The 26,316-nt window shown below is 49.4% G+C and carries 26 protein-coding genes and 1 pseudogene; 15 read left to right on the top strand and 12 right to left on the bottom strand.

The annotated features are described in order from the left end of the window. Positions 1–79: 79 nt before the first annotated feature. The 6 genes and pseudogenes from KNO96_RS07595 to KNO96_RS07570 all read left to right on the top strand — a co-directional run bounded on the left by KNO96_RS07595 (position 80) and on the right by KNO96_RS07570 (position 7,439). Positions 80–2,587, top strand: a complete 2,508-nt coding sequence (locus KNO96_RS07595) for an EAL domain-containing protein (protein ID WP_353047591.1) — start codon at positions 80–82, stop codon at positions 2,585–2,587. Positions 2,588–2,723: 136 nt separating this feature from the next. Further along, positions 2,724–3,605: a phosphogluconate dehydrogenase (NAD(+)-dependent, decarboxylating) gene (gnd, locus tag KNO96_RS07590; RefSeq protein ID WP_214703222.1), complete on the top strand. Its 882-nt coding sequence runs from the start codon at positions 2,724–2,726 to the stop codon at positions 3,603–3,605. Positions 3,606–3,696: 91 nt separating this feature from the next. Beyond that, positions 3,697–5,039: pseudogene (locus KNO96_RS07585) on the top strand (GntT/GntP/DsdX family permease). 16 nt (positions 5,040–5,055) lie between these two features. Further along, positions 5,056–6,555, top strand: coding sequence for a gluconokinase (gene gntK, locus KNO96_RS07580; RefSeq protein ID WP_214703221.1), 1,500 nt, complete (start codon positions 5,056–5,058; stop codon positions 6,553–6,555). Between the two features lie 72 nt (positions 6,556–6,627). Continuing rightward, positions 6,628–6,954 (top strand): hypothetical protein, encoded by a 327-nt coding sequence (locus KNO96_RS07575; RefSeq protein WP_251125136.1) that lies wholly within the window; start codon positions 6,628–6,630, stop codon positions 6,952–6,954. A 5-nt stretch (positions 6,955–6,959) separates the two neighbouring features. Continuing rightward, entirely contained in the window at positions 6,960–7,439 is a 480-nt protein-coding gene (locus KNO96_RS07570) for a GNAT family N-acetyltransferase (RefSeq protein ID WP_251125107.1), read from the top strand. Positions 7,440–7,676: 237 nt separating this feature from the next. Here KNO96_RS07570 and KNO96_RS07565 read toward each other — a convergent pair whose 3' ends face one another. Beyond that, positions 7,677–8,192 carry a dihydrofolate reductase family protein gene (locus KNO96_RS07565; protein WP_214703219.1) on the bottom strand — a complete coding sequence of 172 codons (516 nt, stop codon included), beginning with the start codon at positions 8,190–8,192 and terminating at the stop codon, positions 7,677–7,679. A 75-nt stretch (positions 8,193–8,267) separates the two neighbouring features. Between KNO96_RS07565 and KNO96_RS07560 the strand changes: the two genes are divergently transcribed. Continuing rightward, positions 8,268–9,158 (top strand): helix-turn-helix transcriptional regulator, encoded by an 891-nt coding sequence (locus KNO96_RS07560; RefSeq protein ID WP_214703218.1) that lies wholly within the window; start codon positions 8,268–8,270, stop codon positions 9,156–9,158. Positions 9,159–9,196: 38 nt separating this feature from the next. On the opposite strand, the gene KNO96_RS07555 is transcribed toward KNO96_RS07560, so the two are convergent. Both KNO96_RS07555 and KNO96_RS07550 read right to left on the bottom strand, forming a co-directional pair. Further along, complete coding sequence (locus KNO96_RS07555; RefSeq protein ID WP_214703217.1) at positions 9,197–10,750, bottom strand: PTS transporter subunit EIIC; 1,554 nt, start codon at positions 10,748–10,750, stop codon at positions 9,197–9,199. Positions 10,751–10,821: 71 nt separating this feature from the next. Beyond that, a complete protein-coding gene (locus KNO96_RS07550; protein ID WP_214703216.1) occupies positions 10,822–12,174 on the bottom strand; it encodes a 6-phospho-alpha-glucosidase in 1,353 nt (450 codons plus the stop codon). Positions 12,175–12,317: 143 nt separating this feature from the next. Here KNO96_RS07550 and KNO96_RS07545 point away from each other — a divergent pair, with 143 nt between their 5' ends. Further along, positions 12,318–13,055 carry a GntR family transcriptional regulator gene (locus tag KNO96_RS07545; RefSeq protein WP_214703215.1) on the top strand — a complete coding sequence of 246 codons (738 nt, stop codon included), beginning with the start codon at positions 12,318–12,320 and terminating at the stop codon, positions 13,053–13,055. A 354-nt stretch (positions 13,056–13,409) separates the two neighbouring features. On the opposite strand, the gene KNO96_RS07540 is transcribed toward KNO96_RS07545, so the two are convergent. From KNO96_RS07540 to KNO96_RS07515, 6 genes are all read right to left on the bottom strand, one after another. Beyond that, positions 13,410–13,808 (bottom strand): cytidine deaminase, encoded by a 399-nt coding sequence (locus KNO96_RS07540; RefSeq protein ID WP_074035820.1) that lies wholly within the window; start codon positions 13,806–13,808, stop codon positions 13,410–13,412. Positions 13,809–13,986: 178 nt separating this feature from the next. Next, positions 13,987–14,823 carry an ABC transporter ATP-binding protein gene (locus KNO96_RS07535; protein ID WP_214703214.1) on the bottom strand — a complete coding sequence of 279 codons (837 nt, stop codon included), beginning with the start codon at positions 14,821–14,823 and terminating at the stop codon, positions 13,987–13,989. After that, positions 14,824–15,855, bottom strand: a complete 1,032-nt coding sequence (locus KNO96_RS07530; protein ID WP_214703213.1) for a FecCD family ABC transporter permease — start codon at positions 15,853–15,855, stop codon at positions 14,824–14,826. Beyond that, a complete protein-coding gene (locus KNO96_RS07525; protein WP_483297384.1) occupies positions 15,852–16,853 on the bottom strand; it encodes a FecCD family ABC transporter permease in 1,002 nt (333 codons plus the stop codon). Before KNO96_RS07525 ends, KNO96_RS07530 begins: the two co-directional genes overlap by 4 nt. A 20-nt stretch (positions 16,854–16,873) precedes the next feature. Continuing rightward, complete coding sequence (locus tag KNO96_RS07520; RefSeq protein ID WP_214703506.1) at positions 16,874–17,905, bottom strand: iron-siderophore ABC transporter substrate-binding protein; 1,032 nt, start codon at positions 17,903–17,905, stop codon at positions 16,874–16,876. Between the two features lie 155 nt (positions 17,906–18,060). Continuing rightward, positions 18,061–18,654 (bottom strand): FMN-binding negative transcriptional regulator, encoded by a 594-nt coding sequence (locus KNO96_RS07515; protein ID WP_214703211.1) that lies wholly within the window; start codon positions 18,652–18,654, stop codon positions 18,061–18,063. A gap of 69 nt (positions 18,655–18,723) precedes the next feature. Here KNO96_RS07515 and KNO96_RS07510 point away from each other — a divergent pair, with 69 nt between their 5' ends. The 5 genes from KNO96_RS07510 to KNO96_RS07490 all read left to right on the top strand — a co-directional run bounded on the left by KNO96_RS07510 (position 18,724) and on the right by KNO96_RS07490 (position 22,614). Further along, positions 18,724–19,389 carry a haloacid dehalogenase type II gene (locus KNO96_RS07510; RefSeq protein ID WP_214703210.1) on the top strand — a complete coding sequence of 222 codons (666 nt, stop codon included), beginning with the start codon at positions 18,724–18,726 and terminating at the stop codon, positions 19,387–19,389. A gap of 58 nt (positions 19,390–19,447) precedes the next feature. Then, complete coding sequence (locus tag KNO96_RS07505) at positions 19,448–19,804, top strand: DUF2200 domain-containing protein (RefSeq protein ID WP_214703209.1); 357 nt, start codon at positions 19,448–19,450, stop codon at positions 19,802–19,804. Beyond that, the gene (locus tag KNO96_RS07500; protein WP_214703208.1) at positions 19,801–20,232 is read left to right on the top strand and encodes a DUF1801 domain-containing protein; all 432 of its coding nucleotides are present in this window, start codon (positions 19,801–19,803) and stop codon (positions 20,230–20,232) included. Before KNO96_RS07505 ends, KNO96_RS07500 begins: the two co-directional genes overlap by 4 nt. 78 nt (positions 20,233–20,310) lie before the next feature. Then, complete coding sequence (locus KNO96_RS07495; protein WP_214703206.1) at positions 20,311–20,952, top strand: TVP38/TMEM64 family protein; 642 nt, start codon at positions 20,311–20,313, stop codon at positions 20,950–20,952. Between the two features lie 129 nt (positions 20,953–21,081). Beyond that, on the top strand, positions 21,082–22,614 hold the full coding sequence (locus tag KNO96_RS07490) for a methyl-accepting chemotaxis protein (protein WP_214703205.1): 1,533 nt from the start codon (positions 21,082–21,084) through the stop codon (positions 22,612–22,614). A 38-nt stretch (positions 22,615–22,652) separates the two neighbouring features. On the opposite strand, the gene KNO96_RS07485 is transcribed toward KNO96_RS07490, so the two are convergent. After that, positions 22,653–23,510 carry an SDR family oxidoreductase gene (locus KNO96_RS07485; protein ID WP_214703204.1) on the bottom strand — a complete coding sequence of 286 codons (858 nt, stop codon included), beginning with the start codon at positions 23,508–23,510 and terminating at the stop codon, positions 22,653–22,655. Between the two features lie 148 nt (positions 23,511–23,658). Here KNO96_RS07485 and KNO96_RS07480 point away from each other — a divergent pair, with 148 nt between their 5' ends. After that, positions 23,659–24,576, top strand: coding sequence for a TerC family protein (locus tag KNO96_RS07480; RefSeq protein WP_214703203.1), 918 nt, complete (start codon positions 23,659–23,661; stop codon positions 24,574–24,576). A gap of 89 nt (positions 24,577–24,665) precedes the next feature. After that, entirely contained in the window at positions 24,666–24,827 is a 162-nt protein-coding gene (locus KNO96_RS07475) for a hypothetical protein (RefSeq protein WP_161634144.1), read from the top strand. 46 nt (positions 24,828–24,873) lie between these two features. Here KNO96_RS07475 and KNO96_RS07470 read toward each other — a convergent pair whose 3' ends face one another. Then, positions 24,874–25,590 carry a peptidoglycan DD-metalloendopeptidase family protein gene (locus KNO96_RS07470; protein WP_214703202.1) on the bottom strand — a complete coding sequence of 239 codons (717 nt, stop codon included), beginning with the start codon at positions 25,588–25,590 and terminating at the stop codon, positions 24,874–24,876. A 199-nt stretch (positions 25,591–25,789) separates the two neighbouring features. Further along, positions 25,790–26,266 carry a DUF305 domain-containing protein gene (locus KNO96_RS07465; protein ID WP_214703201.1) on the bottom strand — a complete coding sequence of 159 codons (477 nt, stop codon included), beginning with the start codon at positions 26,264–26,266 and terminating at the stop codon, positions 25,790–25,792. Between the last annotated feature and the right edge of the window lie 50 nt (positions 26,267–26,316).

The raw sequence follows: 26,316 nt of genomic DNA, 5'->3' as shown, positions 1-26,316 counted from the left end.
CGATACCGTTTCGAAAAAAATTCCGCAATGTGTGATTCATGCAAATGATTGACCCACCTTACAAAAGTAGGCAAGAAGCGTGATTCCCGAGTGTGCTACTCTAATAAAGCACTTTTTCATTCATTCTTTGTACCATTTGAAATTGAAAGGACTGTTTCTCATCGAACATCACCTGAGTAGCTCATATAACTTCCCACTCGTCATTCTTTCCATCGCTGTCGCCATCTTCGCTGCCGGTGTCGCTCTCGATATTAGCAGTCGTTTGAAATATGCGAAGCACGCCTCGCGACTCAGGTGGGTCGTCGCTGGTGCCTTCAGCCTCGGTCTCGGCATTTGGGCCATGCACTTCATCGGTATGCTGGCGTTTCACTTGCACGATGATGTGACGTACCATCTCGGCATCGTCCTATTATCCATCGTGCCGGCCGTCGTCGCTTCCGGACTTGCCTTTTGGATGATCAGCCATCCGGAGACACGACCCATCCAGCTCGTCTTCGGTGCCTTCTTGATTAGCGTCGGCATCGTCTCCATGCATTACATCGGGATGGAAGCGATGCAAATGAACGCCATCCTCACATACGACCCCATCATGTGGATTGCATCTGCCATCGCCGCCTTCGTTGCGTCGCTCGTCGGACTTTATATTCTCTTTTATATCCCAAACGTCTCAAGGTTTCATTGGCGCCGTCTAGCCAGTTCGGTCTTGATTGGGGTTGCCGTTTCTAGCATGCATTATGTCGGGATGGGCGCAGCCCGTTTCACGCCGACGGAAGGAGTCGCTCAGCCTTTGAGTGGCTATGCGATCGATCGCACCCTCCTCGCCTATGTCATCGCGGCGAGCGTCATGACACTATTCATCTTGATGTACATCTCGCTCCGGACGGCATCACAACTCGAGGCACAGTCGGAAGAACTAGAATTAAAATTCGAATCCATCATCGAATCTGCCTCGGATGCCATCATCGTCGCCGATCACAATCGCACCATCCTTCAGTGGAACCAAGGGGCGACCGACTTGTTCGGGTACACATCTAAAGAGGTGATTGGACAGTCGATGGCCACCATCATCCCAGAGCGCTTCCGAGAAGCGCACGAACGTGGCATGAAACGTTACGAGACAACGGGTGAAAAACGTGTGATCGGTCAAACAGTGGAACTCATCGGATTACGAAAAGATGGTGCCGAAGTACCGATTGAGATGTCTCTCGGGACATGGAAGACGGGAAAGGGCATCTTTTTCAGTAGCATCATCCGTGACATCAGTGAACGGAAACGAATCGAGGCACAAATCAACGACCTCGTCTATTTGGACCCGCTCACCGGTCTCCCGAACCGCCGCCTATTCAGTGATCGGCTTAATGCATTACTCGGTCAAGGCCAATCTGAACAATTCGCCTTGTTCTATATCGACTTGGACAATTTCAAAGTCATCAACGACCGCTTCGGTCATTCGATCGGCGACCATTTCTTGAAACAAGTCACGACCCGCCTCCAATCGACGATTCAAACATCGGACACGCTCGCACGTCTCGGTGGAGATGAGTTCATCATCTTGTCGCCGCATACGAAAAGTAACTTGGCGGCCCATCACGCCCAGGAGTTGATTAACGTCCTCCATCCTCCGTTCGAGCTTGAGAACGAGGAAGTGTTCACCGGTGCCTCGATTGGCATCAGCCTCCATCCGTCAGATGGAGACACGGCCGATGAGTTGATTAAAAACGCCGACATCGCCATGTATCGGGCAAAAGCAGACGGGAAAAATGGCTATCAGTTCTTCACCAATGAATTGAATGAGTCGGTGTCCCGTCGTTCGAACTTATCGATGGCACTCCGTAAAGGGCTCGGTCGTGGCGAATTCACTGTTCACTATCAACCTCAAATCCAGTTAGAATCGGAGACTGTTATTGGCATGGAAGCACTCGTTCGTTGGCAGCACCCGAAACTTGGGATGATTTCCCCGGGCGAGTTCATTCCAATCGCCGAAGAGACGGGAAGTATCCATCGTCTCGGTGAGTTCGTCTTGAACGAGGCGTGTCGCCAAAACAAGGCGTGGCAAGATGCCGGCATTCCCCCATTCCGGGTCGCCGTCAACATCTCGGCCATCCAGTTTGCCCAGAAAGACTTGCCGGAAGTCGTCAGCCGTGCGCTCGACGCTTCGGGTCTCGAGGCAGAGTATTTAGAACTGGAGTTGACAGAAAGCGTTATCCAAAGTGCAGACCGGGCCATCGATACGATGCATGAGCTCGTCGCTCTCGGCGTCCATCTCTCAATCGACGACTTCGGGACCGGGTATTCGTCCCTCAGCTACTTGAAGCTGTTCCCAATAGATACGCTGAAAATCGACCAACACTTCACGAAGAATATCGAGAGCGATGAGAAAGACGCCGCCCTCGTCAAAACGATCATCCGCATGGCGCACGAGCTTGATTTGAACGTCATCGCAGAAGGTGTCGAAACGGAGAATCAAGTCGCTTTCTTAAAAGCCGAATCATGCAACCAGGCGCAAGGGTATTTCTACAATCGTCCTTTACCTGCGGAAGAAATCGAAGTCTTCTTCCAACAATTCAAAAAAGCATCATCAAGTTGATTCGTTCGACCTCCATAACGGGGGTCGGTTTTTTGTTATAAAAAGAAAAAAATTCCGTAAACCTACTTGTAAATCGAATTTATTTTGATACGATGAATGCAGAGACGGAAAAAAATTCTTTTTTAGGGGTGACATTATGGAAATTGGTTTGATTGGATTAGGAAAGATGGGATATAATTTGGCCCTCAACTTGAGTGACCACGGTCACACGGTCGTTGGGACGGACGTTGGAGACGTCACATCGGATGCGTTCACGATTGTGCCGACACTCGAGGACGTCGTGAGCAAGCTGTCGACGCCACGCATCATCTGGGCGATGGTTCCTGCCGGAGACGTCACAGAAGCAGTGCTCGCCGAACTATATGAGCGACTCGAACCAGGTGACATCGTCATCGATGGCGGCAACTCGAACTACAAACTGTCGGTCGAACGCGCCGAGCAGTTCGCCGAGAAGGAAATCAAGTTCTTCGACTGCGGGACGAGCGGCGGGACGGACGGGGCACGGAACGGTGCCTGTACGATGGTCGGTGGTGACGCGAGCGCATGGCCAACGATTGAGCCGATCTTCAAAGACTTGTCTGTCGAGAACGGTTACCTGTATACAGGTCCAGCCGGAAGCGGTCACTTTTTGAAGATGATCCACAACGGAATCGAGTACGGGATGATGCAGGCGATCGCGGAAGGATTTGACATCCTAGAGAAGAGCCCGTTCGATTACGACTACGAACAAGTCGCACGTGTCTGGAACCACGGCTCGGTCGTCCGTTCTTGGCTCATGGAGCTCACAGAGAATGCTTTCAAGAAAGATGCGAAGCTTGATGAGATTCGTGGGGTCATGCATTCGTCCGGTGAAGGAAAATGGACGGTCGAGACAGCACTCGAACTTCAGGCAGCGGCACCGGTTATCGCCCTTTCGCTCATGATGCGCTACCGTTCACTCGAAGATGACACGTTCTCTGGAAAAGTCGTCGCCGCGCTTCGCAATGAGTTCGGTGGCCACGCGGTCGTCAAGAAGTAAGGAATGTTTGAAAAGGTCACGGGGGAGTTGGCCTTTTCCTTTGTAAGAAACTGTAAACGGTTACATATTCGGAATTTATGGGGAACACTCAATGTCTGGCTCAACACTTATTTTGATCGCTTTAGCCGGGATCTTCTTGCTTTTATTTTTAGTCATTCGCACAAAGCTTCATGCATTCGTTTCATTGTTACTTGTCAGTCTCATCGTCGGGGTCGCGGCCGGCATGCCACTCGGGGACGTCATCGCTTCCATCCAGAGCGGGATGGGCGGAACGCTCGGCTTCGTCGCCGTCGTCGTCGGTCTCGGTGCGATGTTCGGGAAGATGCTCGAGGTGTCAGGTGGAGCGGAACGCCTCGCCCAGACGATCGTCAGTAAGTTCGGAGAAGATAAAGCGCAATGGGCACTCGGGATTACAGGCTTCATCGTCGCCGTCCTGGTCTTCTTTGATGTTGGATTCATCATTCTCGTCCCAATCGTATACGGTCTCGCCAAAAAGACGGGACGTTCGCTTCTCTACTACGGGATTCCGCTCCTCGCAGGTCTTGCAGTCACGCATAGCTTCATCCCACCGACACCTAGTCCAATCGCCGTGGCCAACTTGATTGGTGCTGACCTCGGATGGGTCATCTTGTTCGGTGTCCTCGCCGGGATTCCATCCATGATTTTAGCAGGTCCTGTTTTTGGGAAGTATATTGCTAAGAAGATTCATGTGACGATTCCGGATTACATGGAATTCAAAGAAATCGATACATCGAAAGAATTGCCGAGCTTCAAAAAGATCTTGTCGCTCATCTTGATCCCGCTCGTGTTGATTTTAGCGAACACGCTCTCTGCGGACTCTTGGACGAAGGCAACGCCGTCCGTGATTTCTTGACGTTCCTCGGACATCCATTCGTCGCCTTGACGATCGCGACGCTTCTCACGTTCGTCTTCCTCGGGACACGCCGTGGGTATTCACGTGACGAAGTACAAGAGATTGCAACGAAAGCACTCGAACCAGCCGGGATCATCATCCTCGTCACAGGGGCCTGTGGTGTGTTCAAACAAGTACTCATCGACTCAGGTGTCGGTGACGTCCTCGGTGAAATGATGGCCGGTTCACCACTTCCGGCAATCGTCCTCGCCTTCTTGATTGCAACGGTCGTCCGTGTCGCCCAAGGGTCGGCAACGGTCTCGATGGTCACAGCAGCGGGACTCATCACACCGCTACTCGAAATCCAAAACATCACGGGCGCGGCACTCGGTTTGATCGTCATCGCCATCGCCTCAGGAGCGATTATCCTCTCGCACGTCAACGATTCAGGTTTTTGGCTCGTCAACCGTTACTTCGGTCTCGATGTGAAAGACACGCTCAAGTCATGGACGATCATGGAAACGATTATCGGACTCACCGGCTTCGCCGTCGTGTTCTTGATTAGTCTATTTATCATCTAAGTTAGGAAGTGATTGTGTGTTTACGATTGGGGTCGATATCGGGACGACGAGTACGAAAGCTGTCCTGTTCAACGGTCATCAACAACTGGCGGTACATAACGTGTTGTACCCGCTTCTCACGCCCGGTACGGAGACGGCCGAGCAAGATCCGGTCGTCATCTATGGGGCCGTGCTCGAAGCCGTCTCGGCGGTCCGCGCCAAAGCGGATGGTCCGATTCGCTTCGCATCATTCAGTTCAGCGATGCACAGCTTGATCGCACTCGACGCATTAGGACGTCCGCTCACAAACAGCATCACATGGGCCGACAGTCGTGCGAATCCGTATACGCAAGAAATCAAACGCGACTTTGACGCGAGCGCTCTCCATATGCGTACCGGCACACCCGTTCATCCGATGGCTCCGCTGTCGAAGTTACGTTGGCTGAAGGCGGAACATCCGGATGTGTTTGAACAGACAGATAAGTTCGTCTCCATCAAAGAGTATGTCTTCTATCGGTTGACGGGACGCTTCGTCGTCGACCACTCCATCGCTTCAGCGACGGGACTATTCAATTTGAAACAACGGGATTGGGATGCTGAAGCACTCGAAATCGCCGGTATGACGCCAGATCGTCTGTCAAAACTCGTTCCGACGACAGAAATTTTACACGTGACGCCTGACGTGACCGAGACACTCGGTTTTGACTTCCCGCTCGTCATCGGGGCAAGCGACGGCGTACTCTCAAATCTCGGTGTCGGTGCCTTCGAACAAGGTGTTGTCGCCGTGACGATCGGGACGAGTGGCGCCATTCGAACGGTCGTCTCGGAGCCTGTCGAAGACCCGAAAGGTCGCATCTTCTGTTATGCACTGACGGACAAACATTGGGTAATCGGTGGACCCGTCAATAACGGTGGCATCATCCTCCGTTGGCTCCGTGACGAGTTCGCGGCAAGTGAGGTCGAGACGGCGAAACGACTCGGGATTGATGCGTACGACGTGTTGACCCGAATCGCAGAAACGGTCAAACCAGGTGCGGACGGTCTCTTGTTCCATCCGTATTTGATGGGTGAACGGGCACCACTTTGGGATTCGAACGCCCGTGGTTCCTTCTTCGGACTCAGCATTCACCATAAGCGCGAACACTTCATCCGTGCTGTGTTAGAAGGTGTCATCTTTAATCTCTATACGGTCATGCTCGCACTCGACGAGTTGACGGGCGCACCGAACCGGATTCATGCGACGGGTGGATTCGCCCAGTCGAGCCTATGGCGCCAGATGATGGCAGACATCTTCGATACGCCGGTCGTCGTGCCGGAAAGTCACGAAAGTTCATGCCTCGGGGCCGTCATGCTCGGGGAGTATGCCTTTGGGGACATTCAGGAGTTTCAAGAGGTTCCGCAAGTGACCCATGAGCATGCACCGAACATGGAAGCAACGAACGTATATCGCGAACTCTTGCCAATCTACATTCGTCTGTCGCGTCATCTATCGGAAGAATATGAAGCCATTTCAGCCTTTCAGCGGAAGCATGTATGAAGACAAACCGAGTCCTTCAAGGGCTCGGTTTTTTGAATGGGAACAGGAGATTTCGTTACAAGTGTGGAACATATGAGCGAGATTGAACTGTGGAAAGTAAAGAAGGGATTGATGGAATTGGCGATCGCAATCGGATATCTCATCGCAAGTATAGGCGCGTTCGTGGCGTATTGGTTTAGTACGGGCGAATCACGAAACACAAAATTTAAAATATGGGGAGTCGCTCTCATGATTCCTATTTCACCGGCCTTGGCCTTTTCAATCGGACTCTCCTACGCAATGAGTGTGCAGAACGGTTGGGCCGCACTAATCATGTGGTTCATTTTTCCTGTGATTTTCTTTAGTGGTCTTGCTCTTCTATTGGTCGGTCTATTCAAAAAAGAAAAGAAGATGGTTTGAATGATATGACCATAACACTTACGACAACCCGCTGTCTCATCCGTCCGTTTGAACGACAAGACATCGAGTCGTTCATGACGTATCGGAACGACTTGGACTGGATGAAGCATCAGTCATTCAAAGGACTTAGCTACGTAGAATACGAAAACGCCCTACTCGGCGAACAATCGCTTCTTCAAGGCGCGCAACTCGCCATCATCGACCAAGTGACCGGTGAACTGATTGGGGATGTGTATATCCAGCAGGAAGGTACAACATATTGGATCGGTTACACGATTTCGCCCACTCACGCTCGAAAAGGCTATGCGTTCGAGGTGATGTCGGAGTTGATTCGTCACTTGGCCGACCGAGGAGCGGAAGCGTTCAAAGCCGGTGTCTTAGAGGAGAACGTGGCGTCCATCGCATTATTGAGAAAATTGAACTTCACTTATCTCACGACAGAGATGGATGAACAGATTTATCAGCTCGGTGTCTCGGATGTGTGATTAGGTCGGTTACATAGGTCACTTATTTTGACTCAAGGGATAAATGAAAAGACGACTGTGATTCACCTTGTGTCTCCAACTTCTCGTAAAAAACACATCATATAAAGATACTTCCTCTTCCCATTGGCAATACCAATTGAGACGGAGATATGAATTCCGTGCTTATTCAAAGTAAGTCGATTATTATCATTCTACATACCACCAAAAAATCGAGCCTTGATTGGACTCGACTCAAATTTAGTTTTGATATGTCACCATCACAAATTGACCGGATGCACGCTGATTCGTCAGTTGAAGTTTCGTCTCTTTTGTGCCTTCTGGAAAGAGAGGGATTCCCTCCCCTAACACGACCGGCGCAATCGCAATCTCATAACGGTCAATCAACTCATGTTCCATCGCCGCTTTGATGACTTTCCCACCACCGATGAGCCAGATATCTTGATCGACTTCTCCTTTCAACCGATCAATCAATTCTTCGATTGGTTCATCCGTGAACGTGACATGCTTGGCTTCACGGTCAAGCTGACATGTCAAAATATAGTTCGGGATATTTGGATACGGATATTCTTCTGAGAGTTGCAATACTTCCTCATACGTCTTCCGTCCCATGATGACGGCACCAATCGTTTTGAAAAATTCTGCATACCCGTTGTCCCCATCTCCCTCCACCGCGTACAACCAATCGAGCTGGTCGTTCGACCGAGCAATCTTTCCGTCTAAACTCATCGCAATATATAACACTACATTTGGCATCGTATCTTCCTCCTTGATTCGTGATATAGTCAGCTTAACGAATAAACACGACAAAAGATGACGGGAATGGTCACGATGAAAAAAAGACATTTACAACTGATTCGGCTACTCAATCGTGGACGACGTGTTACCGCAGAAGAACTGTCTCAAGAGACAGGCGCCTCCATCCGTACGATTCAACGAGATATGCTGTCACTTGAAGAACTCGGGTATCCGATTTGGAGCGTGCCCGGGATTGGTGGGGGCTATGAGATGTTACCGAATCGCTTGTTGCCGCCACTCCACCTCCGCGAACAAGAAGCAGTCGCCCTTTATCTCACGCTCAAATGGATGGAACAAATCCCCGACGTGCCATTCGGTGATATAAGAAACACGCTGTCCGACTGGTACGCGAACGAATTACCACAAGACTTGGAGACAAAGATTCATCGCTTGGAACGAAACATCCTGTGGCTCGGGAACAAACAGATTCCAAAGGCTCCGTTCACGAAAAACACCTATCAGGCGGTTGAACATCGAAACAAGATAGAGATAGCGTATCGAACGACTAAAGGACAACGCACGTTCACCGTCGCGCCGGTCGGCATGGCACTCCTTGACTTGAAGTGGTACGTCTTCGGGCTCTCCGAACGAGGACTCCGTCAATATCGGGTTGATCGCATCGAAGCGGTACAATTGCTGGAAGAAACGTTTGAATCCGAAGACTTGGTGACATTACTACAGGCAAGTGACGAACGGGTCGGTGTGACCGTTGCACTCGAACTGACGCCACTCGGTCGTCGTTTACTTGAAGATATATTACCCGATATCGACGAATTGAATGAGTGGGTTGTCCCTAAAGAAGAGCTTCCGTTTTTGTCGAGACAGCTGTTGAAGGCTGGAGCGGAAGTGGAGGTCAAGGCGCCGAGTGCGTTGCGGGAGATGATGAAGGAGCATACAAAACGCCTTGCCGCATTATACGTATAAAGACTGAAACGGCCCAACCTTTGAGGTTGAGCCATTTGTCAGTTTGCTTCATCCATTTCTTTGTGGATCCGTAACAATTCATTTTTGTATAGGTCAGAACGACCTCCAAAAATCGCTTGAATGTTGTTTTTCACTTTGACGACTCCCGCCGCCCCAAGTGCTTTTAATTCGTCTTCATCGATTTGAGAGACATCTCTCACTTCAACACGTAGTCGTGTGAAGCAAGCGTCGATATCGAGAATGTTCTCTCGGCCCCCAAGTGCCTCCTCAATCGCGAGTGCTGTCGTTTGAATCGCTGACTGACCTGACTTTTTATCATTGTAATCTTTCCGTGTATACAGTTTCGCTTCTTGTCCACCTCGACCAGGTGTCGCCAAGTTCCACTTCTTGATGGCAAATGTAAAGATACTATAGTAAACGATGAAGAACCCAATGCCGACGACGATATTCATCCACCAACGCGGTGTTCCTGGTAAGACGTTTACTAAAATATAGTCAATCAACCCCGATCCTCCAGCCCAACCGATATGTGTATCGAGCGCATACATGAGCGCGAAGGAAATCCCCGTCAACACGCTATGGATAACATACAGGATTGGTGCCACGAATAAGAAAGTGAACTCAATCGGTTCTGTGATCCCTGTTAAAAAGGCTGTACCGGCTGCGGCAATCAACAACCCTCTTACAACGGGACGTTTGTCCGGATCAGCCTGACGATACATCGCGAGCGCCGCCCCGAGTAAACCAAACATAATGATCGGGAACTTACCAGACATGAAGCGACCCGCCGTCACTTCAACACCTTCAGCAATCTGAGCGAGGAAAATATATTGATCGCCGTTCACTACCGCATCACCGACCGTCGCTGTTCCACCGAGAGATGTCCACAGGAACGGGGCATACCAAATATGATGTAATCCTGTCGGAATCAATAACCGCTCCAACATTCCATATAACCCAACGTATGCCGGATTGGTCGCATCACTTGCGATGACGTTTGCCATTGAAGTCAATGCCGATTGAATCGGTGGCCAAATGAGCATCATGACAAATCCAAGTAAAATGGAGAAGAAGACCATCACAATCCCGACAGAACGATCACCTGCAAAGAACCCTAACACTTCTGGCGGATTGAACGTATGGAACTTTTTATATACCCAAACTGCGAGCAACCCGACCGCAATCCCTCCGAGCACACCGGTTTCAAGGGAAGGAATACCAAGTAACATCCCGTATTCCCCACTCTCAGCAGCCATTTCTGCCGTGATGCCGAGTGAGATCGAGATTGTCGTATTCATAATGACATATCCGACGAGTGCTGCGAGTGCGGCAATCCCTGATCCCCCTGACAAACCAACTGCGACGCCGATGGCAAAAATGATTGGTAAGTTCGCAAAGATGCTTAGACCGATTTGTAACATCCCAGCACTGATTGCTTCTACCGTTCCGTTCTGTAAAAAAGTCCAACTATCTGCTAAGGGACCTGTGAGTGCTGCACCTAGTCCTAGCAAAATTCCGGCAGCCGGCAACAAAGCGACCGGTACCATGAGCGCTTTCCCGAACTTTTGAAAAACTCCAAACCATTGACTCATTCGATTCACTCCTCATCTTGTAAGCGTTATCAATCTAGACAATGAGAAAGGGGATTTTCTCCCCTCTCTAGTTACCGCATCGCTACTGTCTCACCCGATTTTAATTCCGGCCAGTACGTTCTGTTTTCTTCAATCAAATCATCTAAGATTCGACGAGCCACCGGTGCATCGACGACTGTACGATTGAGCGTGAGCGCTTGAAGTGCTTTTTCGTAGCTGTTCTCAAAATACGCATCAACGACGAGTTGTTCATACGCTAGTTGCCCTTCAATCATGCCTTTATAGAAACGTGGGATTTTCCCGACTGCGAATGGTTTTGGACCACGATTTGTGAGCATCGCCGGTACTTCAACCATCGCATCGTCTGGTAAGTTCGAAATGATCCCGTCATTTTTCACCATGACGATGAAAATATCACCGTTATTGTAGGCTAACGATGCCGCAACTCGAATCATATAACAACCGTGAATATCGACTTCTAGGTGGACGTTCTCGAGCGAGTTGTCCGCAATGATTTGGTCACACATCGAGAAGACACGTTCTTGACGGCCGTTGATCACTTGTCGTGCCCGTGTGTTCGTGACGTCCTCTTTTTCTGCCATATCAGATGGATACAAGTAATATTGAAGGTAAGTGTTCGGCAAGTACTCTGGGAAGTCTGTAAGCATCTTCTCGACTTGCTTGAACGTCTTGATCCACGACGGATCATTCGCAATCTCTGAATCTTCTGGAATGAAGCCGTCTTCTAAAATGGCACGTTTGATATCTTCCGTTAATTCATTTCCTTCTTTATCAAAGATGCCTGTAAACCAGCCAAAGTGATTCAGTCCGAAATATTCCGGGACGAGATCCCAAATCTCTTTACCTAGAATTTTCGCATAGCTCACCATAATTGCTGCCGGCATATCACAAATATTTAATATTTTTTGATCGTTCGGGTACGCACGTTTGAGCGCCTCGGCGACAATCGCAGCAGGGTTCGTATAGTTTAAGATCCAGCCATCCGGTGAGCCGGCGCGAATGTCAGAGATGAGTTCAATCATATCTCCGATTGAGCGCATCCCATACGACATTCCGCCCGGTCCACACGTTTCTTGTCCCACCACGCCATGACGAAGCGGAATCTGTTCATCTTTTTCGCGCATCTCCAAGCCACCCGTTCGAATCTGAACGAAGAAGAAATCCTTATCCTTGAAGGCATATTCTTTGTCCGTCGTGTATTCGAACGACTCGAGTTCTGGATAATGCTCACGCAAGATGACTTCACTCGCTTTCGCGACACGTTCTTGACGTAATTCATCTGTATCGTAAAACGTGATGGAACGAAGTGGGAAGTGTGCTTTTTCCTCAATCAAACTCATGATCATGCCGATTGTGTACGTACTACCTCCACCGACGACTACGAGACGCTGTGGTGTTTTCATGTGTGCGTTCCCCTTTCAATACATATCTAATTGATTACAATACAAATTTAATACATATTATTTAAGTCGTCAACACCTTTTTGAAAACGTTTTATTTTTGTATACTATGAGTAATGAATGTATGAGATCAGGAGGTTATCCACATGAAAGCCAAATCTCCGCTATACCAGCGGATTGCTCAGGAGATGCGCACGTTTATCGAGGCAGGCGATTGGGCGCCCGGTGAAGCGATTCCGACAGAAGCACAACTCGTCGAGGAATTCAAAGCAAGTCGAGTCACCGTTCGACAAGCCGTCAAACTACTTCAAGAGGAAGGTCTGCTTTGGAAACGACAAGGAAGTGGCACGTATGTGCAACCCGAAAAGATTGAACATAATATGTACGAATTAAAAAGCTTCACTGAAGATATGAAACGGGAAGGAAAGGAAGTCACGAGTAAAGTACTCACTTTCACCGTGCAACCTCCGACTGAAAAAATAAGGGAAATACTCGAACTCGATGAAAATGCTCTTGTCTACTACATTCGCCGTCTACGCTTTGCGAACGGAGAGCCGCTCATTGTCGAAGATACGTATCTTCCGCTCCAATTGTTCCCGGATTTAACGTACGAGGTAATGACACGGTCGAAGTACGATTATATTGAAAACGTCAAGAACATGAAGATTGCCGACAGTGTTCAAGAATTTATCCCGGTCTTACCGGCGAAAGAAATTGCTGAAATGCTCGAGGTGAGCGATCGAATGCCAATACTAAAAGTCGAACTTTATTCATTTCTCATGGACGGTAGTCGATTTGAGTTCACCGAAACCTATTTCAAGAGTGAAGAATATCGCTTTATCATTCGAGCAGGGAGAAGACATGAAACCACAAACACCCAGTGAATCCAACGATTCACTGGGTGTTTTGAAATGCTAACTTATATACTTCAATATTTATCCTACAGACTTATGCTATTCCAGCTGCTTTACGGATTCGAATAGACGTTCAGCATTTTTAGGACTACTCGTCAGGTAAATGGTTTCTAACAAGCTATTTTATGAACCGATTCGATGAAAAGGTCGATTGCGACCAGTTCGTGGAAAAGTGGTCACTTCCCGCGAGGAAGAGGGATGGTCGTATGGGATTGCAGCCCTCGATTTCTCAGAACTTCTTCTTTACGTCATACAGGCCATTCCACGATTGTTTTTTCGCTTTTTTGGATAAGAAAACCCCTCAGAAATCTGAGGGGCCCAACATCACATATCCAAATCCGTGAACGCGAGCGGGACGAGTTCCCCAAGCGTCACTTCTTTCACATCGGCGTTGCCGTTTGTGAGGAGTACTTTGAAGTCAGGATCGCCGAACTCGACCATGACTTGGCGGCAGATGCTGCAAGGTGGCAAGAAGTCTTCCGTGTCACCAGACACGGCAACCGCTTCGAAGTCACCTTTTTTATATCCTTGAGCGACTGCTGTGAAAATCGCTGTACGCTCTGCACAGTTTGTTGCTCCGAACGAAACGTTCTCGACGTTGACGCCGTCGATGACCGTACCGTCCTTCATGAGAAGTGCCGCACCGACGCGGAACTTCGAATATGGTGAATACGCATTGTCCTTCAATTGGCGTGCGCGTTCGACTAATTGTTGTTGGTTCATCTAAGTCATTCCTCTCGAATATCGAATGAACTGATGCCAGTCCCCATGCCTCTCATTTTTAGGCAGGATTTTTAGCATACACCCACCCCGAAGAGAAGTCAATGACTTTTTACAAACGCTTTCATGAATGAACAAAAAAAGAAGGAGCGCTCACCCCTTCTTGACTCTCTATACGTAGTTATACCAATTCAAGTTGCGCGACGGGCGCTTCTTCTGTTTCTGTCTGCACGTGATGACGACCAATCGGAATGACGGACGGTGAACCGGATACCGGGTCACACATGACCGAGCAGCGAAGGTTGAAGACCCGATGAATCAAATCACACGTGATGACGTTCGATGGCTTCCCTTCGGCAATCAACTTCCCTTTATCGAGTGCGAAGATATAGTCCGCATAACGCGCCGACAAGTTGATATCGTGAAGCACCATGACGATCGTCGTCCCGTACTTTCGGTTCAAGTCCGTCAACAAGTCGAGAATTTCGACTTGATATGTGATATCTAGATATGTCGTCGGTTCATCTAAAAAGAGGACGTCCGTCTGTTGGGCAAGTGCCATCGCAATCCAGACGCGTTGACGCTGTCCGCCTGACAACTCATCAATCGGACGGTCCGCGAACTCGGTGATGTTCATCATCTCCATCGCTTCAGCGACAGCCTCGTAATCGGCTTTCGTCCACCCCTTCAAGAATGATTGATGCGGATAACGGCCGCGACCGACGAGATCGGCGACCGTGATGCCTTCCGGTACGACCGGGGACTGTGGCAACATCCCGAGGATACGCGCTAGCTTTTTCGGTGCCATCTTCGAGATCGGTTTGTCATAAAGCGTCACTTGACCGGCACTCGGTTTGATGAGGCGTGCCATCGTCTTCAGTAGCGTCGACTTCCCGCAACCGTTCGCACCGATGATGATGCTGATCTGATTGCTCGGAATTTCAAGGCTGATATCGTTCAAAATCATCTTGTCCTCGTATCCTGAGGTGAGATGTTCCACTTTCATAATGGTTGCCATTTAGAAGTCCCCTTTCTGGTTCATCCGAATCAACAAGTATAAGAGATAAGGCGCGCCGATGATGCCGGTGATGACACCGACCGGATAACGTGCCGTGAAGGCGAATTGTCCGACGAGGTCAGCCGCGAGCACTAAGATAATCCCGACAAGCGCCGCTGGGAGGATTCCCGCATGGTTCATTCCGACGAGACGTTTCGCGATGGGCCCTGCCAAGAAGGCAATAAACGCAATCGGTCCCGTTGTCGATGTTGCAAGGGCGAGCATGAATACTGCCGCCACAATGAGTAGAAGTCTGGTCTGGTTCGTGTTGATTCCAAGCCCTGTCGCCGCCATTTCTCCCAGCTCGAGCATTTCAAGCTGACGGGTAAGTAACAGTACAATCGGTAAACAGATGAGTACCGTGATGATTAAAGGTGGCAACTCCTCAAGTTTCGCCCCATTTAAACTTCCTGTCAACCATCGCATCGCCATCGCGACATCGTTTTGTCGGCTGATTAGCAGTAAATAGTTGATAACGGCTGTGAGCATCGCTTGAATCCCAATCCCTACTAATACGAGACGACCAATGGAGAACGCGGCACCTTTGGATAGGAAATAGATGACGAGCACGGTGACGAGCCCTCCGATAATCGAGGCAATCGAGATGATGGCCTCACTCGACTGAAGGACGACGATACAGAAGACAGCCGCCGCACTCGAACCGGTCGTGATTCCGATGACGTTCGGGTTGGCGAGCGGGTTACGGAGCATCGTTTGGAAAATCGTTCCCGCGGCCCCGAATGCCGCTCCGGCGAAGACGCCGGCGAGCATACGCGGGAGACGAAGTACCTCTACGGCGAACGTCGCTCCTTTTACGTCTTCCCCGAGCAAGACGCGGATGACATCTTGAACGGGATAAATCGTATTGCCCAACATGAGCATCAACCCGCTCAATGCTACCGCTATGATGGTCAAAAGAAGCGTCATCCCGACATAACGACGGCGTCGCTTCATGCGACCTTGTCTGATTTGTTCAATCGCTGGTTGCATCATAGTCCTCTTACTTTCACTTTCATTGTCAATAGAATCAAGATCGGTGCCCCGATGAACGCCGTCACAATCCCGACCTCAAGTTCACCCGGACTTCCAAGCAAACGTCCGATGACATCCGAGAAGGTCAGAATGATGGCACCTGCTAAGGCAGACATCGGCATGAGGTAGCGTTGGTCAGGACCGAGCACGAGTCGAATCAAATGCGGGGCGAGAAGTCCGATAAACCCAATCGGTCCAGCGAGTGCCGTCGCAGCCCCACACAGAATCACGCCTGCGAACGAGGCGGTCAACTTCAATGTCCCCGTCCGAACACCAAGACTCTTCGCCATCTCCTCCCCGAGCGCAAGTGCGTTCAAGGAAGGTGCGGTCACTACCGCAATCACGAGACCGATTAGAAGAAACGGTAAAAATGTATAAATCGAATCCAGATTTCCCGCACCGACACTCCCCACTTGCCAAAAGCGGAACTGATCCATGACGTTTGAGCGTGGAATCATAAGAGCCATGACGAGCGACGATAATGCTGCACTTGTCGCCGCTCCCGCCAAGACGAGTTTGAGCGGGGTCGCCCCTCCCCTTCCGAGTGAACCGATGCCGAAAACGAAAATGGCCGTCAATAGCGCCCCGACAAGCGCAAACCAGATGAACGCACTCGCCGTCGCGATGTTGAAGAACGCGATTCCAATGACGACGGCGAGGGCCGCTCCCGTGTTGACCCCGAGAATACTCGGGTCAGCGATCGGGTTACGCGTCACCGACTGCATGAGTGCACCCGCCACACCGAGTGCTGCGCCACACATAAAACTGAAAATTGTCCGGACGACCCGCTCCCGGACAATGTCTGCTTCATACGACTGAACAGCCGGACGGAATAAACCGTCCAGCAGTTCATTCCACCCGACTGTTCGAGAGCCGAAGGCAAGGGATGCCACGATGCATAGCACCGTCAGTACGAGCGTCCCAACTAACAGGAGCGGGAAGTACTTCGGGGTATACATCTGTTTCACCTGATTTTGCATCATTTTACTTTCGCAAGGGCATCCGATACGCGTGAGACGTACTCATCAATCGTATATTCGATTGAGAGTGGCGTCGGTGTTCCAGCCGCTGCGAGTGGTGTGTTGTCTTCGATCAAGACGACCGAACCACGCTCGATGGCTGGTACTTTACTGTAGAGCGGGTCTGCTTGAAGCGCCTTCAACGTGTCTTCATTTCCGTAAGTGACGAAGATGTCGACGTCATTCAAGATGTCGGCGTTCTCTTTACTGAGTTCAAGATAGAAGCTATCTGCTTTTTCCGCTTCATCTAAAATGTTTTGTGGGTACTCCATCCCGAGCTCTTCAATGAAAGCACCGCGAGGGTCACCCGTCGTATAGATATAGAATTTTGAAAGGTCTTCCGCGCTCATCGAAACGAAAGCGGCTTTTTTACCGGCAATCTCAGAAACGGCTGTCGCCTTGTCTGTAATCAACTGCTCCGTGTCTTTAATCAATTGTTCGCCTTCTTCACCAAGTCCCATCGCGAGTGAGTCATAGCGAACCATGTCTTGCCATGACGTGACCCAAGGTGTCTCTTTGTACGCCACGACCGGCGCGATTTGGCTAAGCGTGTCATAGTCTTCTTGCGTGATGCCTGAGTAGGCCGCTAAGATGACGTCCGGATTTGAATCGGCAATTGCTTCAAAGTCTAATCCATCTGTATCTTGATAGATGTTCGGGTTCTCTTCCCCGAGCGCTTTCAACTTCTCAGCTGTCCATGGAAGCATGCCGCTGTCATCTTGGACACCGTAGTTCGCAGCTGAAAATCCGACCGGTACGACATCGAGTGCAAGCGCGACGTCATGGTTCCCCCAAGAAATCGTTGCGACACGCTCTGGTTTTTCTTCGATGACAGTCTCACCGAACGCATGCTCGATCGTGATTGGATATCCTTCTGCTGATTCTTCCGTCCCTTCGTTCGTGGAAGCGTTCTCAGCTTCTTCCGAACCACAGCCGGCTAAAATAAGTGCAAACGCTGAAGCAAAAATAAACATATGTAACCACTTCTTCATTTTCTTGTTCACGTGTTTCTTCTCCTTTTTCAACTTCTCTATTTTCTCGATACTGATAATCATTATCATTTATGAGTATAGACGTGCATCTAAGTCATGTCAACCGCTATTCGGCAAAGAAATATGAAAAAACCTGTCTTTTTAGGACAGGTTGATTACAACTCCCGATGGCGTCGCATGACATCAGCAATCGGTTCATCTTGTTTTTCAAGCTCTGATACAATCCGTTCATGATCCATATCGTTTCGATTTTGACTTAGTTTGAACGTCGCCTGCATGTCCGTGATCTCAATCCGAAATCCGACGACACCGTGCATTTGTCGCTTTACTGGTTCTGATAATGTATCCCAACGCACTGCATGCTCACGTTCCCCTTCATGCTCTTGGAGCAATCCTGAAAGTTCCTCCACTAATTCTTTCTCATTGAGAATCGTCGCACGTCCGTACACGTGTACGGCTTGATAATTCCATGTCGAAACGTCCTCATGGCCGTACCATGACGCCGACACGTAAGCGTTTGGTCCTTGAAATATGACGAGAACGGTTTGATTTTCAATCGTTCGCCACTGCGGATTCGCTTTCGCAATATGCGTCGTCAATTGACTGTTCGCCTCATCGAATCGTAACGGGACATGTGTCGCAATCGGTTTGTCCCCATCATGCGTGACGATGGTACCGAATGGATGGGCATCGAGAAATGCGTAAATCTCAGCTCGCTCTTTGACCGAATATTGTTTTGGAATATACATAATGTCCCCCTTTCTCCTATTATATTCTGAACAAGACGGGTATATCGACACAGAAGGAGGAATGTTTTTATGAAACCAACGATCAAAGCCATCGTCTTTGACGTATACGGCACATTATTCGACGTCCATTCTGTAAAAGATGCCTGTGAACAAGAGTTCCCTGAAAAAGGAGCAGCTATCAGTCAAGTGTGGCGAACGAAACAACTTGAGTATTTCTTTTGGCGGCACATGATGGGACGATATGAAGATTTCGATACAGTGACCCGGGACGCACTCCGTTACGCGCTCGACGTGCATGACGCAAAAGCGACGGATGAAATCGAACAACATCTGATTGCATCGTATGCGCACCTCACCCCGTATGAGGAGGTCGAGTCGGTCCTAAAAGAGCTGCATGACGTGGAGACCGTCATCCTTTCGAACGGGACGGACGAGATGCTCGAGGTATTGCTTCAAAACGCCGGACTGACCGACTATTTCGATGAAGTCGTCAGCGTCGACGGCATCAAACAACCAAAACCAACGCCAGCCGCCTATATGCATTGGTTCAAGACGTCCGGTCTTCGTCGTGACGAGGTGCTCTTCTTATCGTCGAACGGATGGGACATCGCCGGGGCGAAAAACTTCGGCTTCCACGCGGCCTGGATCAATCGGAATGACTTGCCGTTCGAGGAGCTCGATGTTAACCCGGATGCGATTTATAAAGATTTGAACGGGATTATGGAATGGGTGTAACCCACGTCGATCTAAATATGAGAAAATAAAGAAAATAGGACCGAAATGAGGGAGACACATGGCACACCGTATTTACACTACGAGCTTTGCGAGCGTCTATCCGCTCTACGTCGTCAAAGCCGAACGGAAAGGACGGATGAAAGAAGAAGTCGACACCATCATTGAGTGGTTGACCGGGTATGATGAATTCGGACTCGAGCGTCAAATTGCTGATGGGGTTGATTTTGACACATTCTTCTCTGCCGCACCTCGTCTCAACGAAGACCGCACCCTCATCAAAGGCGTCGTCTGTGGGGTCCGCGTCGAGAACGTGGAAGAACCGCTCATGCGTGAGATCCGTTATTTGGACAAACTCATCGATGAGTTGGCAAAAGGAAAGAAAATGGAGAAAATCTTACGAGGAGGCGAATCATGATGGACGTGACGACACTCGTCGACGAGGCACGGCTCGATTCATTTATTCATCTGCTCGAGGTCATCGATGCTCATTTACCTGGCGGATTTGAAAAAACGACGGACGGACATGGTGTCCATTACGTCGTTCCACTCGATCGATATCCGTTCGGGTATCATGTCACACCGGGGACGCCACTACCGTTTATCAGTGTAATCGCGCAAAAGCGCCATGTCGGACTGTATCACATGGGCATTTACGCTGACCCTGAATTAATCGCTTGGTTCGAACGGGAGTATGCCAGTCGTGTCCCGACGAAACTTGATATGGGAAAAAGCTGTATCCGTTTCAATAACGTGAAGCGAATCCCGTTTGACTTGGTCGGAGAACTCGTCGAGAAGATGACTGTCGAGGAATGGATTCAGCGCTACGAAGGAAGCCGAGGCTAACGCTTCGGTTTTTTCGCACATTCGTATTCTTTCATGAGCTGAGTTTACGGTATGCTTAGAAAAAAGGAGGGACGCCTCATGCCACGTTGGCTAAAAATCACTCTGTTTTTACTCGTGTTCGGCACGTTGTTTTATATCACTCATTTTCATTATGAGTTGCGTCCGTCTGACATCCGGGACATCGTCTTGTCATTTGGATTTTGGGGTCCACTCTTCTTTATTTTTCTTTATGCCATCGGGCCGGTCGCCTTTTTACCGACATCTGTGCTGTCACTTGGAGCCGGTCTCGCGTTCGGCGTATGGCCAGGAGTCCTCTATATCATCATCGGTGCGACCGCTGCTGCGACGACCGGTTACGTTATGGGGCGCTTTTTCGGTCGCTCGGTTATCAATGTTGACCGTTATCTGTGGTCAGAGAAACTGTTCACCCAGATGGAGCGCCGGGGGTTTTTATATGTATTTGTCCTACGACTGATCCCGCTCGTTAGTTTTGACTTACTCAGCTACGCCGGCGGAATCTCACGCGTCCGTTTCCGTGCCTTCGTCCCGGCGACCGTGCTCGGCATGATTCCAGGTACGTTCGCTTATAGTTTTCTTGGAGCAAGCCTCGCTTCAGGTAGTGTCACCACGATTTTCATCGCCGCGCTCGTCTTCTCCGGGTTGATTGTTGTCACATATATCTTCCGTGAGCCTGTTAAAAAGTGGCTTGGGTTGAATTGAAAACTCATGAAAAGGAGCATCATGCTCTTTTTTTGTGCCGTGAATGTGTAAATAGAATAAACTTCTGTGAACTTCTTCCGATATGTATAGAGCTACAACAAATGAAAACGAGAATGTGAGGAAAGAAACATGAGTTTTACGAAACGAAATCAGTTGATGTTGTTGACGACGTTATTGATTGTAATGACGTCGGTTGTCGTCCATTTGCTTCACCGTTTCACGGAATTTGCTTATACGTATACGATTTTACGAAACGGCGCAGATGACTATGTGTATTCAAGTGTGACGTGGGTGCTCTTCGCACTCCCACTCGTCTTCTTCGGAATGATGCTCGTCAGCCTAAAAAGAGAAGATAAAACGTTCCCGTATTGGATGATGCTCACGCTCACCTTCGCGAGCATCTCGACGGTCGCCGGTGGACAAGGACTCGTTGAATATCACTTCTCGATTTTTGTCGTCTTGGCGATTTTGTCGTTCATGCGTCGAATCGACTTGATTTTATATAGTGCAGGCATCTTCGCAGTTCAACATTTGGCGGGATATTTTTTATTCCCGGCACTCATCTGTGGGACGAGCGATTATCCTTTTAGCCTACTGCTCGTCCACGCCGTGTACTTGATTCTGCTCAGTGCCGTACTCGTCGCCCAGATTCATTTCCGCAACAAAGAGACGGAACGTGTCAAGGCGCACGAGCAGGAGACGCGACAGTTATTGCGACAAGCGATTCAAGACGTCAGTTCCCTCGTTCAGTCCTTAAATAGTCACGCGGAAGAACTCGAATCGGCTGCGAACCAGTCACTCGAATCTGGTGAACAGATTGCCATCACGGTCGACCCGATTGTCGCGCACGCCTCGTCCCAACAAGCTTCCATGGTGCAAGGGGCTGATGAAATTCAATCGATTCGTTCCCTGACAGCACTCATCCAGGAACGGATGGCGCAAACGGCAGCAGCCTCTTCCCGCATCGCCAAAGACGCCCTCTCTGGGAATACGGATATGCGTCTCATGGAAGAAAAAGTACATGAAATCATCACGGAATCCGAGCAACTCGAGCAGATCGTCGCAACGATGACGAATCGTTCCTCTGAAATCCAAGGCATCTTGCAGCAAGTCGGCTCAATCAGTGAACAGACGAATATGCTCGCCTTGAACGCATCCATTGAAGCGGCTCGTGCCGGAGAAGCTGGTCGTGGCTTTGCCGTCGTCGCTTCTGAAGTCGGGAAGCTCGCCGCCCAGTCACGCGAATATGCATCCGAGATGACCCGTGTCCTCGGTGGATTGATGGATGATACGACGGTCGTGTCGAAATCGGCTCACCTTTTCAAACAAGCAACAGAGAACTGTCAAACCGTCACAAATGACGTGACGGCCGTCTTCGGTCGCCTCACTGAAGACGTGTCCGAAATCGATGCACAAATCGCGTCGATTCAAGAAACGAGACAACTCGTGACCACGCAGATGGAGACGCTCGAAACACGCCTCGAATCAACGAAACACGCTTCAAGCGAACTGCAACAACAGATTCATCACGTGGCCGCCGCAACGGAAGAACAGGTCGCCGTCCAAAAAGAGCTCAGTTCGATGTCAGACCGTCTTGCCATCACGGCGAACGCACTTGAAGATGTGACGACACAACTCGAAGATCACGCATCACGCACGTAATACAAATGCCCTCGACCAAGCGGTCGGGGGCATTTGTATTATCGATCGAGTAATTGACGAATTCCTTCTTGAAGCGGTGTGACCGGACGTCCGAGAACCGGTTCAAAGTCGCTCTCGTGAATCTCGAGCGTTCCTTGACGGATGCTTCGTTGAATGCCAGCAAGAAGTGCGACCAGGTCATCGGGCATCCCTGCCCCACGCATCGTCTCTTCGTATGCCTCGAGGCTCAGCTCTTGCATCATCACTTCACGGCCTAACACTTCACTGAGTGCGTCTACAAGATCTTGCTGGGTATGAAGTGGTCCAGACAATTCATAGACAGCACTCTCCTGCTGTTCTTTCAACAGGACATTCGCCGCAGCTTCTGCATAATCTTGTTGCAGTGCCCAACCGACTTTCCCGTCCCGAGCCGCCGTGATCCACGGTGCCCCGTCAACAACTGCTTGCATACTCGACAACTCGTTCTCTAAGTACCAGTTGTTCCGTAAGAACGCGTAAGGTATCCCTGATTCCACGATTGCTTCCTCGGTGACGACGTGTGGAGGTGCCATCAAGTTCTCACTGTCTGTCGCATCGGCGAGACTCGTGTAGGCGATGAATGAAACATCAGCCCGTTTTGCCGCCTCGACCGCGTTCGTATGTTGACGAATTCGCGTGTCGTTATCACCATCTGCCGAGATAATCAACAGACGCTCGACACCTTTGAACGCTTCATCGAGTGTGTCCGGCTGATCGAAGTCACCATGTCGCACATCGACCCCGCGCTCTTTGAGTGAAGCGGCTTTCTCTGGATTCCGTACACTGACAGCTAAATCACTCGTATCAATTGATTTGAGTAGCTCCTCCACAATTTTTGAGCCTAGTTTACCCGTTGCTCCGGTGACTAAATATTTCATGCGGCCATCCCCTTTCTCATGCTTCAGAATATATTCCCGTTCTCTACATGCAATTAACTCGATAACAAAATAACACTTGACTTTAAGTTCATTCGAACTTAAATTAACGATATAAAGGTTCATATGAACTTAAAAGGATGAATTGTTGTTGACCCTACTCATCGGGTTTTTACTCATCGTCATCTTCATGCTCGCGCTTGACCTCGGGGTGTTCCACCGCAAGGCACACGAAGTCTCGCTCCACGAGGCATGGACATGGACGTTTGTCTGGATTGGGATTGCCCTCGTAATCGGGGGATGGTTGTTCTACACGCAAGGCAGTACGGCCGCGACGGAATATGCGAGCGTATACTTCATCGAGAAGGCACTCGCGATTGATAACGTGTTCGTCTTCTCGCTCGTCTTTGCCTACTTCGCCATCCCGCTCAAGTATCAGCACAAAGTGTTGTTCTGGGGGATTCTCGGAGCGATTCTTTTCCGCGCCGTCTTCATCGTCGCTGGGGTATCGTTGTTAGAAAACTTCGGTTGGGTGTACTACGTGTTCGGAGCGTTCCTCGTCTATACGGGTTGGGTGATGTATAAAAATATCGGGAAAGACGAGTCACTTGAAGAAAATAAGACGATTCGTTGGCTCGAACGACGCCTTCCGATCACACAAGACATTTCATCTGGGAAGTTCACGAAACGGATCAACGGGAAGTTGTTCTTCACACCGCTCTTCATCGCGCTCATCTTCATCGAGTTGTCAGATATCGTCTTCGCCGTCGATTCGGTCGCCGCGAGCTTCGTGTATTCGCGTGACCCGTATATCATCTTCTATGCGAATATCATGGCGATTCTTGGACTTCGTAGTCTCTACTTCGTTCTCGCCAACTTGATCGACCGCTTCTATTACTTGAAGCACGGCCTCAGTTTCATGCTCGTCTTTATCGGGGCGAAGATGATTTTAGGTGATGTGTACAAGATGCCGATCTGGATGTCGCTCGGGACAATCGTTCTCGTCATCTTGATTAGCGTTCTCTATAGTTTCTACAAAACGAAACCTAGTTCGGACAAACACGTATAATGAATCAATCGATCCATTTCGTCGGTGTTCTTTCTTTGAAATTCTCGGGTAATCATTGAGGTGCACAACTACAGAAAAGGGGATTCACTATGTTTGATCGGATTGGCCTCATGAGTATCGGTCTCGTCTTCGGGATCATCCTCATGTTACTCTTCAACAACTTATTCGGATTAGTGTTCGGTGTCGTTCTTGGCGCGAGCCTCATCGTTGCCAACCAACTCGGACGAAACAAACGAACAACGATCCACTAACCAAAAAGCACGCGCCCCCATCGATTGGGGAGCGCGTGCTTTTGCGTCAAAACATCGTATATGGATTGATACTGTTGGCAGGAGCTGAACTGCTATATACATAGCTGTTCCGGTGTACTTCGAAATGGAGATGGTTCCCGAACGAGTTGCCGGTATTCCCGACGGCTCCGATCGTCGCCCCTTTTGTGACCGTCTGTCCATTGACGACATGGAGGCCGTCGAGGTGTGCGTATACCGTGATGTAGGTTTGGCCATTTAACTGATGGGTCATCATGATGTGATTCCCGTACGCCCCGTAGTTTCGGGAGACAATGACTTGTCCAGACGCGGCTGCCACGACCGGTGTTCCTCTTGGAGCAGCCAAGTCGATGCCGTTATGGAACGTATAACCGTACTGCCCGCTCGCAGGACCATACTTTTGTGTCAACGTCCCTTTTGTCGGGATGATCATCTTCGCAGTCGATGTCGTTGAAAGCGTGGAGACACTATACTTCTTCACATATGTACTCGATACGTAGCGGGATGTCCCGTTGAAATTGATTTTCGTCCATCCCCCGCCCACGCCGAGATATTTGAACGACTGTCCCAACTTCGCGCTACCGACAATCTTATACATCGTGCCTGGACCCGAACGGACGTTTAAACTGTTGGTCGTGACTTTGACATAATACATGGTCGCCGCTTCAGCAGGGGTACTGGGTGGAGTGAAGATTACCATGGTGAGTAAGACTGCACAGAAGAGAGAGAGCATCTTTCGTTTCATGATGCGGTAAATCCTTTCAATTATGTATTTAAATTTTTATTTTTTATATTATCTAACTGAAAAAATTTTACCACCAAAACGAACCGACAAATATGTCATTTATATTTCAAATAAAGGAAAACAAATTATAACTTACTTTCTTTATTTTTCCTTTTCAACATACAAAAAATGCACAGCCGTTTTCGACTGTGCATGTCTGTTACTCACGATTTTCCTCGGCGTTCTCCTCTTCATCCTCTAAATCTTCAATCAATCGCTTCATCTCTTCAATTTCACGGCGCTGTGCCTTGATGATTTCTTCAGACAATTCTTTCACGCGTGGGTCTTCAATTTCAGCGCGTTCACTTGTCAAAATGGCAATCGAGTGGTGAGGGATCATCGCTTTCATCCAACTGACATCATCGACGGTCGTCTGGCTCCTAACGAGCCAGAGTGAGGCACTGAAGACGAGAGCACTGACCCCTAGGATGATAAAGTTAACTGTTTTGTTCTTATACATCCCCCACATGAAGAGAAGCATGACGAACGCCATGACCGATCCCATGATGAGTGCCATGTACAACCTCGTCTGACTAAAGAAGATATGATTGAACTGAAACACGTTCAAATACATGAGCCAATACATCAGGAATGTCGAGACCGCAATCATGATTCCAAATTTACCGTACTGTTTCATCTTATTCATCCTTTCTTATTGTGCGTATAAAAACTCTTTTTCCTACTTGT

The sequence above is a fragment of the Exiguobacterium sp. s89 genome (assembly GCF_018617735.1).
GTDB classification, from domain to species: Bacteria; Bacillota; Bacilli; order Exiguobacteriales; family Exiguobacteriaceae; genus Exiguobacterium; species Exiguobacterium marinum.
Note: the sequence above shows the minus strand (reverse complement) of the source record. Positions and strands in the feature narration are given on the sequence as shown.

Excerpts from the sequence above, each read along its gene's own strand:
- gnd (WP_214703222.1), top strand. The coding sequence starts at position 2,724 with ATGGAAATTGGTTTGATTGGATTAGGAAAGATGGGATATAATTTGGCC.
- KNO96_RS07575 (WP_251125136.1), top strand. The coding sequence starts at position 6,628 with ATGAGCGAGATTGAACTGTGGAAAGTAAAGAAGGGATTGATGGAATTG.
- KNO96_RS07570 (WP_251125107.1), top strand. The coding sequence starts at position 6,960 with ATGACCATAACACTTACGACAACCCGCTGTCTCATCCGTCCGTTTGAA.
- KNO96_RS07565 (WP_214703219.1), bottom strand. The coding sequence starts at position 8,192 with ATGCCAAATGTAGTGTTATATATTGCGATGAGTTTAGACGGAAAGATT.
- KNO96_RS07560 (WP_214703218.1), top strand. The coding sequence starts at position 8,268 with ATGAAAAAAAGACATTTACAACTGATTCGGCTACTCAATCGTGGACGA.
- KNO96_RS07555 (WP_214703217.1), bottom strand. The coding sequence starts at position 10,750 with ATGAGTCAATGGTTTGGAGTTTTTCAAAAGTTCGGGAAAGCGCTCATG.
- KNO96_RS07550 (WP_214703216.1), bottom strand. The coding sequence starts at position 12,174 with ATGAAAACACCACAGCGTCTCGTAGTCGTCGGTGGAGGTAGTACGTAC.
- KNO96_RS07545 (WP_214703215.1), top strand. The coding sequence starts at position 12,318 with ATGAAAGCCAAATCTCCGCTATACCAGCGGATTGCTCAGGAGATGCGC.
- KNO96_RS07540 (WP_074035820.1), bottom strand. The coding sequence starts at position 13,808 with ATGAACCAACAACAATTAGTCGAACGCGCACGCCAATTGAAGGACAAT.
- KNO96_RS07535 (WP_214703214.1), bottom strand. The coding sequence starts at position 14,823 with ATGGCAACCATTATGAAAGTGGAACATCTCACCTCAGGATACGAGGAC.
- KNO96_RS07530 (WP_214703213.1), bottom strand. The coding sequence starts at position 15,855 with ATGATGCAACCAGCGATTGAACAAATCAGACAAGGTCGCATGAAGCGA.
- KNO96_RS07525 (WP_483297384.1), bottom strand. The coding sequence starts at position 16,853 with ATGTATACCCCGAAGTACTTCCCGCTCCTGTTAGTTGGGACGCTCGTA.
- KNO96_RS07520 (WP_214703506.1), bottom strand. The coding sequence starts at position 17,905 with ATGAAGAAGTGGTTACATATGTTTATTTTTGCTTCAGCGTTTGCACTT.
- KNO96_RS07515 (WP_214703211.1), bottom strand. The coding sequence starts at position 18,654 with ATGTATATTCCAAAACAATATTCGGTCAAAGAGCGAGCTGAGATTTAC.
- KNO96_RS07510 (WP_214703210.1), top strand. The coding sequence starts at position 18,724 with ATGAAACCAACGATCAAAGCCATCGTCTTTGACGTATACGGCACATTA.
- KNO96_RS07505 (WP_214703209.1), top strand. The coding sequence starts at position 19,448 with ATGGCACACCGTATTTACACTACGAGCTTTGCGAGCGTCTATCCGCTC.
- KNO96_RS07500 (WP_214703208.1), top strand. The coding sequence starts at position 19,801 with ATGATGGACGTGACGACACTCGTCGACGAGGCACGGCTCGATTCATTT.
- KNO96_RS07495 (WP_214703206.1), top strand. The coding sequence starts at position 20,311 with ATGCCACGTTGGCTAAAAATCACTCTGTTTTTACTCGTGTTCGGCACG.
- KNO96_RS07490 (WP_214703205.1), top strand. The coding sequence starts at position 21,082 with ATGAGTTTTACGAAACGAAATCAGTTGATGTTGTTGACGACGTTATTG.
- KNO96_RS07485 (WP_214703204.1), bottom strand. The coding sequence starts at position 23,510 with ATGAAATATTTAGTCACCGGAGCAACGGGTAAACTAGGCTCAAAAATT.
- KNO96_RS07475 (WP_161634144.1), top strand. The coding sequence starts at position 24,666 with ATGTTTGATCGGATTGGCCTCATGAGTATCGGTCTCGTCTTCGGGATC.
- KNO96_RS07470 (WP_214703202.1), bottom strand. The coding sequence starts at position 25,590 with ATGAAACGAAAGATGCTCTCTCTCTTCTGTGCAGTCTTACTCACCATG.
- KNO96_RS07465 (WP_214703201.1), bottom strand. The coding sequence starts at position 26,266 with ATGAAACAGTACGGTAAATTTGGAATCATGATTGCGGTCTCGACATTC.